General features: G+C 36.1%; 5 protein-coding genes. All 5 read left to right on the top strand.

Features of this window, described 5'->3' with window-relative positions:
• Positions 1-37: 37 nt before the first annotated feature.
• Positions 38-5,557 (top strand): InlB B-repeat-containing protein, encoded by a 5,520-nt coding sequence (locus AC6FXG_RS02385; RefSeq protein WP_500571406.1) that lies wholly within the window; start codon positions 38-40, stop codon positions 5,555-5,557.
• Positions 5,558-5,568: 11 nt separating this feature from the next.
• Positions 5,569-9,402, top strand: a complete 3,834-nt coding sequence (locus tag AC6FXG_RS02380) for an S-layer homology domain-containing protein (protein WP_500571405.1) — start codon at positions 5,569-5,571, stop codon at positions 9,400-9,402.
• A 137-nt stretch (positions 9,403-9,539) separates the two neighbouring features.
• Entirely contained in the window at positions 9,540-11,324 is a 1,785-nt protein-coding gene (locus AC6FXG_RS02375) for an aminopeptidase P family protein (protein WP_500571404.1), read from the top strand.
• A complete protein-coding gene (uvrC, locus tag AC6FXG_RS02370) occupies positions 11,314-13,131 on the top strand; it encodes an excinuclease ABC subunit UvrC (RefSeq protein ID WP_500571403.1) in 1,818 nt (605 codons plus the stop codon). The genes AC6FXG_RS02375 and uvrC overlap by 11 nt, the downstream gene beginning before the upstream one ends.
• Before the next feature lie 115 nt (positions 13,132-13,246).
• The gene (gene nifJ, locus AC6FXG_RS02365; RefSeq protein ID WP_500571402.1) at positions 13,247-16,798 is read left to right on the top strand and encodes a pyruvate:ferredoxin (flavodoxin) oxidoreductase; all 3,552 of its coding nucleotides are present in this window, start codon (positions 13,247-13,249) and stop codon (positions 16,796-16,798) included.
• Positions 16,799-16,873: the final 75 nt, after the last annotated feature.

The following is a 16,873-nucleotide window of genomic DNA, read 5'->3' as shown; positions in this document are numbered from 1 at the left end:
CATATCAATGGCCTATAAATTTTGAGGAGGGGAAAACTTGAAGAGCAAATTTAATTTCAAACAAACATTAGCACTAGTCTTGGTGACTTTTATGCTAATAACATTACTGCCATTACAGGCTCTTGCCGAAGCTGGAGGAAATTACAATTATGAAGATCTATCCAGAGACAAGGCAAAGATTATTAATGAAAAGACACCTGTAGTGCCAGCAAAATTAAAGGAAGGACAGACAGCTAAGGATCTAATAAAAAATCCTGATCAACCAGATATCTACACCTTGCGTTATGATTTTGAGGTGCCGGTAGAAAATGGACATAAGCCAAGCTATCAGCCTTATATTGCAAGTGTAGGCGCGAATGCGACTCCAGAAGAAAAAGCTAAGGTTAAAAAGACTATTGAAATGCCAACAATTGCTGGATTTACGCCACCTGATGATGAAGAGGACTTTACTGTTAATTATCAAGATATTGTAGACGAGGCAAAACAAGGTACTAAGAAACAAGATCAGGTTAACGGAGACAAGTATACCGCTTATAATGACTTTAAATATAAGCCAGTGCAAAAAACTATAAAAGTTAAACATGTTTTCCAAGATATTAATGACTTTAGTAAGTATGACAAGAGGGCAGAGGACAGTGAAATTGTTATAAGGGAACAAACAGGAAGCACGGACTCTGCACTTCAAGTGCAACCCTTACAAGATAATGAAATAAGAGGCTTTGTGCCAGAAGAATCATCAATAACAGTTCAATTGCCATTAGACACAGATGGTTATGTTGTTGAGTATCGTTATAATAGAGCCCACTACGAAGTGACTTTTGATACAGTTGGCGGGACTCCCGTACAGACTCGTGAATTTTTTTATGGACAAACAATCCCTGCTCTAGGTGATAATGAATTACCTACAAAAGATGGCTATAAACTTATAGGTTGGACTGCAACTCCTACTTTAAAAGATATTAATGGCAAAGAATATAATGTAGGCAATTTAATTCCAAACTTAAGTGCAGGCTTAATAATGCCAGCAGAGCCTGTAAAGTTTTCAGCAGTATGGACGCCTGATTCAAGTGCAAAGGCTAAAACACCTGATACAAATACATCTTATAAAGTAATCCTTGATTATGATAACAGAAAAACAAACAGTAAAAAAGAATACACAATAGCTAATGGTGAAAAACTATCTAAACCTAGAGACCCTTACCGCAATGGTTATAATTTTATGGGATGGGCTTGGGTAGATAAAAATCAAGATGGCAAAGTTCTTTATTCCTTTAACAATCCTGTTACATCTGATATCAAGCTAAAGGCTATTTGGATTAAAAACGACAGAGTTGATTTAGATATTTATCATTATTTCTTAGATAAGAATGGAAATATAGATAATTCAAAATATCCTAACCCTAAAAAAGAAAGTTTATATGACAAGCGTGTAGGCGACTACTCGACTACAGTTGGAGATAAAATTAGCGAAAAGTATACCCTAGCTAGTCCAGAAGAAATTAGAGCTAGCCAATCTGATGAAATCAAAGAAGCTTTTGAAAAATATAACGCTAAAAATAGATCTGATAACTCCTACTTCCAAACAATAATGGTAAAAGAGGACAATAGTAATGGAAATAATGAATTCTATTTCTTCTATAAACCTTTCAAACAACGTGAATACACAGTCAACTATATAGATGAGAGAGGAAAGGCTGAAGTTGAAAAATTATTGAAAGGCTTGGACCTAATAGACGCAAGTGGATTAACAGGCGCTGATCTCCTAGAAGCAAATCAAGCAAACAAAGAAAAATTTGACTCTAAGAAGACTGAATTAGATGCCATCCTTAAAAAATATCAGCTTGTAGAACCGGAAGCTGTTACAAATGGTAATCGCCACTATGACGCGAGAAACTATAGACAAATTCCAGGTTGGAAGTTGACAAGTGATTCTCAACAACAATTATTATTTGACCTTAACGAAGACGCCAACGAATTTTTAGGTATCAACGGCACAGGCGGAGATCAAATTTTCTTCTATTACAAAGACGTAAGAGTAATAGATGTTAAAAACCCTAAGGAAGAAGTTCCAGAAGGTTATGTAAGAGTAACCTTTAAAGCAGATGACGGCGGATCCTTCGGTAAAGATGACAAAGGAAATGACATTAAACAAATAAATTACGATGTCATTAAAGGACTTTATTCACAATTTATTCCAGTCCCGCAAGAACTTAAAGAAGGCGAAACAAAAGAAGCAGACAAGTACTATATCACTCCAGACAATGGCAGAAGCTTTAAAGAATGGGCAGACAGTCCACTATTAAACGATAATGTAACCATCGAACAAGACTATACTTTCACAGCAAAGTTTGACTGGTCAGGCCTAACAGCCAAGCCAATGGTAATAACTGAAGCATTTAAGAACGCTAATGGAAATTGGAATAATGACTTTGCTCCAACATTAGATGATTTAAAGAAGCAAATAGTTTGGATGGAAGATGACCAAGAAAAACCACTGCCAACTGATGCAAAAGTTACCTTTGAAGGAATTACAAAAAATGAAGATATTTACGAAAAACTAAAAGAACTTGGAGTAGCTGACTCAGACCAAGTATTTCGTATTGTAACATTCAAAGCAAAAGTTGAATTTAAAGATAATATAAACACAAAAGAAATTGAAATACCAGTAAAAGTTTACAAAAACCGTTACGAAGCTTTGACATCAGGAGACAAACCCCTACCTTTATCTGAAGCTGAAAAACTTGAAGCCAAAGATGGAGGATTAAAAGATATTCTAAGCGACACAGCAGAAAAGAGATATGTAAAAGTAACAGTAAACCCATCAAATAAACCTAATAACAAAGACTCAAAGATTTACTATGTCAATCCAAAGGCTTGGGTAGATATTCCTGAAATAATACTAACTGCCGAAGACAAGGCTAAGCTAAAATTCTTGAATTGGACTTCAGATGATGTAACAAAGAATGACAATGGTCAAGCAAATGGCGTTTATGATTTTGCAAAGCGCTTTAAATTCACAAAAGACACAGTTATCTCACCAGTAACAGCTGAAGATGTTGTTGAACAAAAAGGCACTGATAAGCCAAACGTACCAGACAGCTTTGTAAAAGTTATCTTTAAGACAACTGATAAGGCAACTGAAGAAATTGAAAAAATATTCTGGGTAGATTCGACAAAAGAAGTTGAGATAACAGTTGCAGAGCCAACAGGAAAAACTGATCAAGAAATAGACATTCCAAAACTTGGCAAGAAGAAAGTTAACTATATCTTTAAAGAATGGCAAAAAGTACAAACTGGTGAAACTGATGAAAGTCTAACAAAAGTAGATCCAGCTGTTAAAATTAACTTAGCTAAAAATAAATATACAGATAAGGTAACAGTGGTTGAAGCTGCTTACTATGAAAAATTTGCAGCTACACCAATAGTTAAGCCTATAAAAATAGACAAGCTGGACACACCTGAAGGAAAAGAAATTACTGACAAAGATTTAATTGATAAAATTACTCCACCAGAGAATAAAGAAATTGAATCAATAACAGTAGTAGAAAGACCAGATCCTTCAAAACCTGGTAAGCAAGAAGCAAAAGTAACCATTAAATACAAAGATGGTTCAACACAAGGGACAAATGATAATCCAGTTATAGTTCCAATTGAAGTTCACAAGAATATTATCCCATCCTACGATGGAAATATGCCAGAAGGCGCTCTTGAAAACTATATCAAGATTACTTTCGTGGCTGGCACAGGTGGAACAATTTTTGACGAAAAGAAAAAAGCCTACTATGTATCCCCAGAAGTTGAAGTGGATATGACAAGCAAAGCAAATAATATTACAAAGACTCCAAACATTGGATATGTAAATGGTAATTGGGACACAAGTGAAACTAAAAAGCTAAAAGATACATTCACAACTGATACAGAATTTACTTTTAAATTTATAAAGACAAAAGATATAGTAGAAAAAACTGACGACAGTGTTAAAAAGCCAGAGGGCTATGTAGAGCTAATCTTTAGTACAGATGGCAATGGAACACTAGACGACAACAAAGATAAAATAACCTATTATGTAAACCCAACAGCTGGCATTAAAATAGTTAATGGAACAGCAGGCGAAAAGCAAATTGTTGTACCAACACCAAAGGCTAAAGATAACTATGAATTTGAAAAATGGCGTGAAGAGTTGAATTTTAAAGACCCTATTACTGCAGACCGTCATTATGTAGCTGGCTTCAAACTTGTAAAAGTGACCTTGACCTATGATAAGGGCGGAGACGATGTTCAAGGAACAGCACCAAATAGCGTTACAAGAGACCATGGAAGTAAAGTTGTCTTGGCAAACCAGGAAAAACTTACAAAAGAAAATCACACGTTCCTAGGTTGGAAGCTAGACACAGATAAAACTGGAAAAATTTACCAACCTGGTGATGATATAATTCTTAAGGAAAACACAAAGGCAACAGCCCAATGGAAGATAATCCAACACAAAGTAAGTTTTGACACTAAAGGCGGCAGTCTAGTAGACAGTCAAGAAATAGACCACGGTAGCACAGCGACAAGACCTGAAACAAATCCAACAAAAGCAGGCTTCGTCTTTATGGGTTGGAAAGAAAGTGAGAGCGATCAAGATTATTACGACTTTGCTACAAAGATAACAGCAGATAAAACCCTAGTAGCCATTTGGGAAAAAGCAGTTCAAGAGATTGGAGAAAACGACCTAGTTGGACAAGAGTTTATTAAAGTTATCTTCAAAGAGGGAACTCACGGCAAACTAACAATTGGCGATGTAGAACAAACAGATTCGCCAACATATAAAGTAGGCAAAGACCTATCCTTTGAAGAAGCTGTTAGGTATGGTTTAATCGTTCCAACAATAAAGCCAAATGAATACTACAAGGCCCAAGAAACAAATGCTGGTTGGGATCAACCATTGGAATTAAAAGGCAAAGACATTACCTTCATTGCTCAGTATGAGTTAGAAAGCAATGTTATCCCAATTAAGCCAGGAAAGACAGATGAGCAAATTCAAAGAGAAAAACCAGACGGCATGATTGTGGTAGACTTTACAGTTGATTCTAACAGAGCTTATATGGTAGGAACTACCAAGTTTTATGTAAAGAAGAGCGAAGCTGTCAACATCAAGGCACCTTTAGTAGTAAAAACAGATTTATCATATTACTTTAAAGGCTGGAATACAAATACAGAGGATGAAAATCATAAAGTAAGCTTTGAAGATGATACAACAATTGGTGAAGCAGCTCAAGGCAAACCAGATATTGAGATAAGAGCACCAAGACCAGGTCAAAGCTTTATAGATCTTATAGAGTTAACTGATGAAGCAAGTGGTTACTTGATAATTGTTAGAGGCTCAAATGAATATGAGTTTGAAAATATAGAAGTGAACAAAAAAGTTGGAAGAGGTAGAAGAACTAGGATTGAAACTATAAAAGGCTTTGATTTAAGTACACGAAGTATCACTATAGAAGAAGGCGATAGAATAATGTACTACGCAATAAATGGCGAACTTAAATCAGAAGTAAGAGAATTGATAGTTAGATAAGGGGTGATAAGGTGAAAAATAAAATTATTATATTTGTTCTGGCAATTATTATGATATTGCAATCAATAATACCAGTAGCAAATTTTGCTAAGGAGTCTACTCCTTATCAAGAAAAAGAACAAGAAGAAAATTTAAATAGAGTTAAACTAGGAACTCTTGATGCAAAAGACTATCCAAAGATAGATACTAAAACTATTTTGGCGATAAATAAGCAAAAAAGAGATGAGATTAATGGAAAGCCAATGCAAGAGGGCACACAACCTTTTAATGCACCTTGGTTTCCAAATCAAAACGAACCTGATAATGAAAGAAAAAATAAACTTTTCGGAAGGATTCATGTAAACTTTGGCCTCGATGGCTTAAATGAAAATGGCACACAAAGACCATTTGATTGGGAGGGAGTTTTTGGTTTAGATGAAGAAGGACAAGCTAGACATGCTACTATTGTATTTGAACAGTATGATTACAAAACTGGTAGACGAACAGGTATCACTCGTACCATGGAGGTAGATAAAAAAGGTGAATTTACTTGGTTAGATGGAGAGGGTGAACCAGCAGAACTTCCTTTATACAACAGGGACACTTTTGAGCCATATGATTATGAAGTTTATCTAGTTCAAGAAAAATCAAAACATGTACAACTGCTAACTTACGGAACACTGTCAACAGCAGGTGGCACAAGTTTTGAAGAGCCAGACGAAAATGGTAAAATTATCGCTGATGTTACATTAACAATTGGATTAGGCCAAGTAGCATCTACAAAGTTTGTTGCCGAATGGAATACAAAAGTAAAAGAGGAGAATAGGCCTAGAATAGGTGGTTTATACAATACTAAAAATAAAGACCAGGACGGGTATGATATTGAAGGAATTTTTGTATTTCCAAGAACTAATGACGAAGTAAAAATCATAAGGAATGATAATTGGGAACCTAATGATGAACCTGACGAAATGGATGATGATACTTTTACCTCGAGTGATTTACGAAATGTTCCAGAAGTAAGTGTTGATGAACCATATACACCTCGTACAGATGAATATTCTGTAGATAGGGAAAATAAGATTATCACTTTCAAAAAAGATAGAGAATATAGATATAAATATGACTTTACCTATGATGTAATTAATGGCGGTAGGCTTATAATGACTGAGCTTATACCAATTACTTTTAGCCCAGCGGATGGAGAGTTTAATGATAATAGGATAATTAAAGACAAAAATAAGCCTTATGTTGTTTGGGTAGAATATGGCAAGTCTGTATTAGAACAAAGACCTAAAGATGTTGTATTAAAAGATCACACTTTTATTGGTTGGAGTCCAAATGAATTTAATCCTTATGTTCTAAAAGATAGTTCATTTGAAAGGGTAGAAAATCCATACACTTACTACGCCTTCCTTGCACCAGATGTATTTGAGCTTCCACAAGAAAATCCACCAGGAAGGGATAACTTTGACTATACAATGGTTCACTTTGACTTAACTGACAAGGCAAAGATTAGAGACGATGTTGATGGTGAGAAGAAAGAAAGGCATTTTGGTATATACTCAAAAAATAAAGTAACTCTTCCAGTAGTAGAACCTGTAGGTAAGACAGAACAAGATGATAAGGGTAGAAGCTTTACATGGAAGTTTAAATATTGGAAAGAAAAAAATGGCAACCGTATATGGCATATTGACGATAAAACACCTTTTGTAGAAGATCAATTTTTGATAAAAGACACCTATATCGAAGCTGTTTTTGAAAAAGATTATACTTCAAACAATGAACAAGTAGAAACTTATATTACTCATGAGTCTAAAAAAGACGATGCAGGCAATATAATAAATAACATTCAACTACCGACTTTTGATGATTTACAAAAACAAATCAAAATTAAAAAAGGTAATGATTTTGTAGCACTTGATACTCTTACAGATCCTAAGGAAAAGGTAACTGTTGAATATGTAAAAGGCAAAGATGCTAGTGACAATGAATATGAGGATTTTGATGCTGAAATTTATGATAAGCTTCAAGAAAAGAAAAATCCATTAGATAATGGAATTGAAGCACCAACTAGGACTGAAACAATTAAGGCAAAATTAACTTATCCTGATGGTGAAGTTAAAATAGTTGAAATTCCTATTAAAGTTTATAAAAATATCTATGAAGCAAAAACTTTAACAAAGAGACCTTATTATGTTCCTGAAAATTATAAGCCTGTTACACTTGATCCAACAACGAATGCAAAAGATCCACAAAAGACTTACTTCTATGTAAATCCAGAAGCAAATGTTCTTATTGAAAGAGAAAATCCAGTAGGAGTAGGAGCAAATACTTTTGTTAAGTGGGCTAATGGGGAAACAGAATATAAGTTATCAGGAAAGGATATTCAAAGATATCAATTTGCAGACTCAACAACAATTACAGCTGAGTACACAACAGATGTAATTCCACAAGAAGGGAATAAAAAGCCTGATACAGTTCCTAAGAATTTTGTTGAAGTAAAATTTGTTCCAACAGATAAAGCTACTGATGATACAAAAGCTGAAAAAATATTCTGGGTAAACCCTGAAAAAGAAGTTACTATTCCAGTAGAAAATCCAGTTGGTAAAGACGCTTATTCATTTAAAGAATGGAAGATTGGCGAAAATGCTGATGGTGCTGTTTATAATCCAAAAGAAAAGAAACAATTTACAGAAGCAACAACTATAACAGCGACATATACTGAATCTGACGACATAATTCCATTTGATCCAAAGGCTAAAGACCCAATGGTAAGGCGTAAAGGATATGTAAAAGTAACATTCGATGCTGATTTAGGATTAAAGTTAACTGAGTCAAAAGCATATTATGTAAAGAAGAATGCCGGAATTACTTTAAAGACAATAAAAGAAGGAACAGAATACGGTTATCCAAAATATGAAAAAGCAGCGGGATATGATTTTGACAAGTGGGATAAACCAGACACAACTCCTATTGGTACTGAAGACATTGTAGTAACTGCAAAGGCTAAGCAAGTATCATCACCAAGCAAACCTGGTGATGGTCCGGGATATGGTCCTTCTTATCCAGAAGTTGTTTACAGAGACAGGGTTGTGGAAAAAGAAAAGATCGTTGAAAAGATTGTTCATGTTGATGACGGTATGAATAAAGAAATCAGATACATGCAAGGTTTTGATGGTTTCTTTAGACCTTATGATGGTTTATCTAGGGCTGAGGCTGCACAAATTTTAGCCAATGCTTTGAGAGAAGATGGTTATGTTTATAATCCTAATTTCGTTTTACCATATTCTGATGTTGGAGATATGTGGTATACAGAAGCAGTTAAAGTTGTTACTGAAGCTGGCGTTTTCAAGGGCGATGGCAATGGATTATTTAAACCTACAGATAAGATTACAAGAGCTGAATGGATTGCAACTTTGAGAAGATTCCAAAATCTACAAGAAGCTAATGGCAATACTATGAACTTGAAGGCTGGCCACTGGGCTACAAATGAAGTTCAAGCTGCTTACGAAGCTGGTTGGCTAGATATTTATCAAAATGGAATTGCAAAATTTGCATCAGATGAACCTATCACTAGACAAGAAGTTGCAGCAGTTTCTAACAAGGCATTTAGAAGAGTGCTTGACAAGATTTATATCGATAGAAACTACAAGGGGTTAATCAACTATAAAGACATTGACTCAAGTATGGCTTTATATGAAGATATTCTTTGCGCAAGCAATACTTTCTTACATGATGGTAAACGTTATAGGGCTCACGGAGTTTTATATAAGGAAATTAAATTTGATCACAAGACAGTATTTAATATTGATACTGATGATCTAAAGATAAGTCAAGATAAATTTCAATATATATTACGCTGATTTTAATTGAGATTTAACTTAAATAAAAATTTAATCATGGAGTAATTTTATGGGCAGGTTTTTTTACCTGTCCTTTTTTTAAAAAATAATTTGATTTTCGAAATAAATAGGGTATAATATAAAGCAGGAGGTTTGTTATGAATTCTATTGAAAAATTATCTAAGCTAAGAGAGCTTATGAAGAGAGATGGAATTGATTATTTTGTAATTCCTACTAGTGATCCGCACATGAGTGAGTATGTTCTTGAAAGGTTTAAGTCAAGGGTGTATTTGACAAATTTCACGGGTTCAGCTGGCTATGCTATTGTAAGTCAAAATGACGCTTTGTTATGGGCTGATGGTCGTTATCATGTTCAAGCCGCAAATGAAATAAAGGATACTCCTTTTAAACTTATGAAATGGGGTCTGGAAGGTGTTGACACTTGGCAAGAATGGCTTGATAAAAACGTAAAAAAAGGCGATATAGTTGGTTTTAATGGCTATATTACATCTGAGGGCCTGTGCGAAGAAATAAAAGATTTACTTGGTGACAGGGCTGAGTTTAAATACGACAAGGATTTGGTTGGTGAATTTTGGGAAGATAGACCTGAACTTCCAAAGGGCAAGGCCTTTATCTTAGATGAAGAATTTACCGGCGAATCACCAATGAAGAAGCTTGAAAAGATTAGAGAGGATATGAAAAAGGCTGGGGCAAATTATATGTTTATATCCACACTTGATGATATTGCATATACTTTGAACTTGAGGGGGCACGATGACAACTTCACTCCTTATGTAGTTTCATATCTTATTATCGATAAACACAATGCAACTTTATATGTTAATGATTTTAAATTAGATCAAACTGTAAAGGGTTACTTGCAAAAAAATGGAATTAAGTTTAGAGACTACGATGTTATAACAGATGATCTAAGACACTTTAAAGACAGTGACTATGTATGGATTAATTCTGGAAAGATTTCAAGTCTTCACTATAAGATTTTAAATGAAAATACCAATATTATAGACAAGGCTCTGCCAACAACTATGATGAAGGCTGTTAAAAATGATGTAGAAATCTCCAACACAAAGAAGGCTCACATCATTGACGGGGCAGCTCTAACCAGGTATTTATTCTGGATGAAAAACAATGCTGACAAGGTTGAATTAAACGAATACACTGCCCAAGAAAAATTGCATGAATTTAGGGCTGAGGGTGAAAGCTTTATTTCAGAATCATTCGGAACGATTTCTGCTTATAAGGGCAACGCTGCCATGGCTCATTATTCAGCAAATGAACACAAGCATGCAGATATTACAAACGATGGTATTTATCTGGTTGACTCTGGCGGACAATATTACGAAGGTACAACAGATGTTACTAGGACAATTACACTTGGCAATCCAACAGAAGAAGAAATTCGCGATTATACATTGACTTTGATTGGTCATATTAATTTATATATGGCTAAGTTCTTGAAGGGAACTTGCGGTTGCCACTTAGATGTACTTGCCAGGGGCAGAATGTGGGAAGAAGGCATTGACTTCAAACATGGAACTGGCCACGGTGTAGGCTTTGTGCTGGGCGTTCACGAAGGGCCAATGAGCATATCAAGAGCTCTTATAAATGTTCCTTTGGAACCTGGTATGGTTATTTCAAATGAGCCAGGTATATATCGTGAAAACAAACATGGTATTAGGATTGAAAACTTGATTACAGTTACTGAATTTAAATCAACTGAATTTGGTAGCTTCTATCAATTTGAAAACCTAACTTATACTCCTTATGATAAGGACTTGATTGATGTAAGTCTCTTAAACGAAGACCAAATCAAATATATCAACGACTATCATAAGGCTTGTTATGACAAGTTGATTTCAGGCATGAAAACTGACGAGGAAAATCAAATGCTTAAGGAGGCATGTAGTCCACTTGAAGTTTGATATTAAAGAAGAATTAAAAAAACTCCCGGCCAAACCGGGAGTTTATATTATGAAGGATAAAGCTGACAACATTATCTATGTGGGCAAGGCTAAGAGTCTGAAAAACAGGGTAAGATCTTACTTTCAATCAGGCAATAAGGCTATGAAGGTGGAGGCGATGGTAAAAAACATTGACCACTTTGAATATATTATTGTCGATAGTGAGGTTGAGAGCCTGATTTTAGAGAGTAATTTAATTAAAACTCATGCGCCTAAATACAATATCCTGCTTAGGGATGACAAGTCTTATCCTTATATAAAAATTACAAATGAAGATTATCCAAGGATTATCAAAACTCGTGAGCTAAAAAATGACGGGGGCAGGTACTACGGTCCATTTCCAAACGCTTATGCAGTTAATATTGCTGTGGATAAATGGGAAGACATGTATAAGCTTCGCAGGAGAAATAAAAATATAGAGAAAATTTCTGAGCCTTGCTTGAATTATTATATACACAAATGCGATGCCCCGTGTGCTAGGTTTATTAGCGTGGAAGATTATGCAAAAAAACTGGTTGAGCCTATAGACTTTTTGGAAGGCCGCAACAAAAAGGTAATTGAGAGATTAGAAGACCAGATGCTTGCCTATGCCAAAGAAATGGAATACGAAAAGGCGGCCGAGATAAAATATGCCATTGAGCAGATGAGCTTTTTGAAGGAAGAGCAAAAGATCACTAAACCACTGGGAGATTCGGCTGATTATATTGCCTATGCCAAATCAAATGATATATTTCTCGTTGAAGTTTTCTTTAAAAGGGACGGAAAGATGATTGGCAAGGATAATTTTGTCCTTAATAATATTTCAGAAAATGAACATCAGATGATGGAAGAATTTATTAAGCAGTATTATGTAAATATTGCCAATCCGCCATCAGAATTATTAGTTGAAATTGAGCCGGATAATATTGATCTCTTGGAAAAAGCTTTGAAAGGAAAGGGGACATTGTCGACAAAAATTTCTGTGCCAAAGCGTGGGGAGAAACGTAATACGATTATGATGGTCAAGAAAAATGCCATGGAAGAGCTTGCCAAGCACAAAAGCAGGCTTTTGCAAAGGACCAAAACCAACGAGAGGGCGCTTTTAAATCTGGCTGAAATTATCGGCACGGGTGAATACCCATCTATAATTGAGTCCTTCGATATTTCTCACATACAAGGGACGGATGCGGTTGGCGCCATGGTCGTATTTATTGAGGGAAATCCAAATCGTAACGGCTACAGGAGATTTAAAATAAAAAATAAAAACACTGGAGATGACTTGGCCAGTATGCGAGAGGTTTTAACGCGCAGGTACAAGAGGCTAATGGAAGGTTCCAGAGGTTTTAATGAGGCGCCTGATTTAATAATGATGGACGGTGGCCAGACGCAAATAAATGTTTGCAAGGAAGTTCTTCAAAGTCTTGAACTAGATATACCTGTGATGGGAATGGTCAAAGACGACTTTCATAAGTCAAGGGCAATTCTATACGAAGGCGAAGAGTATGAACTTAAAAACTACAGGGACCTATATACTTTTGTAAGCACTTTACAAAACGAAGTCCATAGGTTTGCTATTTCTTACCACAAGTCTTTGAGGGGGAAGACTATGATTAAATCAAGGCTTGATGGAATTAAAGGCATTGGACCAAAAAGAAAAAAAGTCCTCATGGAAAAGTATGGGAGCATAGAGAAAATTAAAAACGCAGATGTGGAGGAATTAAGTTCTCTACCTGGTATGAATACCAATGCAGCTCTAAGTGTAAAAGAGGAATTGGCTAAGTACGATTAAAGCTTGATAAATAGATAATATCAAGCTTTTTTTGTGGTCGGGCTCGTGATTTGAATCACTTGACAAAATACAGCATATGGTATAATATTAAGACATAATGAATTAGGAGGTAATTATGACTAAACATTTTAAAACGATGGATGGTAATACCGCTGCCGCTCACGTAAGTTACGCATTTACAGAAGTCGCAGCCATTTATCCTATCACACCATCTTCAAACATGGCCGAAGTTACAGATGAATGGGCTTCACAAGGAAGACTAAATCTATTCGGACAAAAAGTACTGGTAAAAGAATTACAATCAGAAGCAGGTGCTGCTGGAGCTGTTCACGGTTCTCTTCAAGCAGGCGCATTAACCACTACATACACAGCAAGCCAAGGTTTGTTGTTAATGATTCCAAACATGTACAAGATTGCTGGTGAATTATTACCGGCTGTTTTCCATGTTTCTGCTAGAGCTGTTGCGTCACATGCGCTTTCAATTTTTGGCGACCACTCAGACGTTATGGCTTGCAGACAAACTGGTTTTGCTATGCTAGCTAGTGGTTCTGTTCAAGAAGTTATGGACCTAGGTAGCGTTGCTCACCTTGCAACAATCAAAGGTAGAGTTCCATTTGTTCACTTCTTTGACGGATTTAGAACAAGCCACGAAATTCAAAGAATCGAAGTTATGGACTACGAAGAATTAAGGGGTTTAGTTGACTACGATGCAATCAAAGAATTCAGAAACAGATCATTGAATCCAGAAAGACCTGTTACTCGCGGAACTGCTGAAAACCCAGATATTTTCTTCCAAGCTGCTGAAGCTTCAAACCCATATTATGAAAACATTGTAGAAATTACTAATGATTACATGAAGGAAATTTCAAGAATTACAGGCAGAGATTATGCACCATTTAACTATTATGGTGACCCTGAAGCTGAAAGAGTAATCGTTGCTATGGGTTCAGTAACAGATACAATCGAAGAAACTGTTGATTACCTAAATGCTAAAGGCGAAAAAGTTGGTGTTATGAAGGTTAGACTTTATAGACCATTCTCAGCTAAATACTTCTTTGACGTTCTACCTAAGACTGTTAAAAAGATTGCAGTTCTTGATAGAACAAAAGAAAAAGGTGCTGGTGCAGAATCTCTACACCTAGACGTTCTAGAAATTTTCCATGAACATGAATTACAACCTAAGATTGTTGGTGGTCGTTATGGTCTATCATCAAAAGACACAACACCATCACAAATTAAAGCTGTTTATGATAACCTATCTTTGGATGAACCAAAAGATAAATTCACAATCGGTATCGTAGATGACGTTACACACACAAGCTTAGAAGTAAAAGACATCATCAACACAGAACCAGAAGGAACAATCAAATGCAAATTCTGGGGCTTTGGATCAGACGGTACTGTTGGTGCTAACAAATCAGCTATCAAGATTATCGGTGATGACTCAGGTCTATATGCTCAAGGTTACTTTGCCTATGACTCAAAGAAATCAGGCGGTGTAACAACATCACACTTAAGATTTGGTAAGCAACCAATCAAGAGCACATACTTGATTACACACTCAGACTTTATCTCATGCTCAAAGCAAGCTTATGTTCACAGCTATGACCTACTAGAAGGTCTAAGACCTGGTGGAACATTCTTACTAAACTGCCTATGGGATGATGCAGAACTTGAAGAACATCTTCCAAACCACATGAAGAGATATATCGCTGAAAACGACATTAACTTCTACACCATCAATGCAACAAAGATTGCTGCAGAAGTTGGTCTAGGCGGAAGAATCAACATGGTTATGCAAGCTGCATTCTTTAAATTATCAGAAGTATTACCAGTAGATGAAGCTGTTCGTCACTTAAAAGACGAAATCGTTCACAACTACGGTAAGAAGGGTGAAGCAATTGTTAACATGAACTTTGAAGCTGTTGATAAGGGTATTGGAGCTCTACACAAGATCGAAGTTCCTGAAAGCTGGAAATCATTAAAAGATGACGATAAAAAAGATGATGAATCAAGACCAGAATTCATCAGAAACATTGCAGATGTTATGAACTCAATGAAGGGTGATACACTTCCAGTATCAGCATTCACAGGTAAATATTCCGACGGTACTTTTGAAATGGGCACATCAGCTTATGAAAAGAGAGCTATTGCTGTTACAGTTCCAGAATGGAAGATTGAAAATTGTATCCAATGTAACCAATGTTCACTAGTTTGTCCACACGCTGCTATCAGACCATTCTTAGTTAGCGAAGAAGAACAAAAGAACATGCCTGAAACATTTGAAACAAAGAAAGCAAATGGTAGAGGCTTAGATATTTATCAATACAGAATCCAAGTTTCAGTAATGGATTGTACAGGTTGCGGTAACTGTGCTGACATTTGTCCTGCTAAGGAAAAAGCACTTGTTATGGAAATGTTTGAAGACCAATATCATCCACAAAAAGAAAACTGGGAATTCGCAATGTCCTTATCTGAAAAGAGAGATATTATGGATAAATACAGCTTGAAGGGCAGCCAATTCAACATGCCATACCTTGAATTCTCAGGAGCATGCGCAGGTTGCGGTGAAACACCATACGCAAAATTAATCACACAACTCTATGGTGACCATATGTTAATTGCAAACGCAACAGGTTGTTCATCAATCTGGGGTGGTTCAGCTCCAAGTACTCCATACTGCACAGACTGCAATGGTAGAGGACCAGCATGGGCCAACTCATTATTCGAAGACAACGCTGAATACGGCTTTGGTATGCACTTAGGTATCAAGCAAATTAGAAACAAGATTCAAGACCTAATGGAAGAATTAATTGAACTCAACGTAAACGATGAGCTAAATGAAATCCTAAAGAACTGGATTGAAAATAGAGAAGACACACCTGCAACTAAAGACGCTTATGGTGCATTAGTAACAGGCAAATTCGATCTCAAAGGCGATGCTAAGGCTGAAGAACTATTCAAAGAAATTATGGATAGAAAAGACTACCTCATCAAGAAATCTGTATGGATCTTCGGTGGTGACGGCTGGGCATACGACATTGGATTCGGTGGACTTGACCACGTACTAGCAAGTGGTGAAGACGTTAACGTTATGGTATTTGATACAGAAGTTTACTCAAATACAGGTGGTCAATCATCTAAATCAACACCTCTAGCAGCAGTTGCAAAATTCGCAGCAAGCGGTAAGAGAATTAGAAAGAAAGACCTAGGTTTAATGATGTCAAGCTACGGCTACGTATATGTTGCTCAAATTGCTCTTGGTGCTAACATGAACCAAACAATCAAAGCTCTAAAAGAAGCTGAAAGCTATAAGGGACCATCACTAATCATTGCTTACGCACCATGTATTGCACACGGTCTAAGACAAGGTATGGGTAGAACAATTGCTACAGAAAAACAAGCAGTTGACTGTGGTTACTGGCACCTATATCGCTTCGACCCAAGACTGGAAGAAGAAGGCAAGAATCCATTTGTTCTTGATTCAAAAGAACCTAAGGAATCATTCCAAGACTTTATCAACAGCGAAGTTAGATACACAGCTCTCAGACGTTCATTCCCAGAAGAAGCTGATGAACTATTCAAAGCTGCTGAATACGAAGCAAAGAGAAAATACCAAGTTTACAAACAAATGGCCGAAAGAGAAGGCATTGTTGTTGAAGACTAATATATAACTTAAGTCAAAACTTTATAAGTTTACGCACACTGACTAAGTTTAATCAAAAGATCTCGATATTAAATC

Source organism: Ezakiella massiliensis (assembly GCF_059862345.1).
The sequence above is the reverse complement of the archived record's forward strand: the minus strand, read 5'-3'. Positions and strand labels throughout refer to the sequence as shown.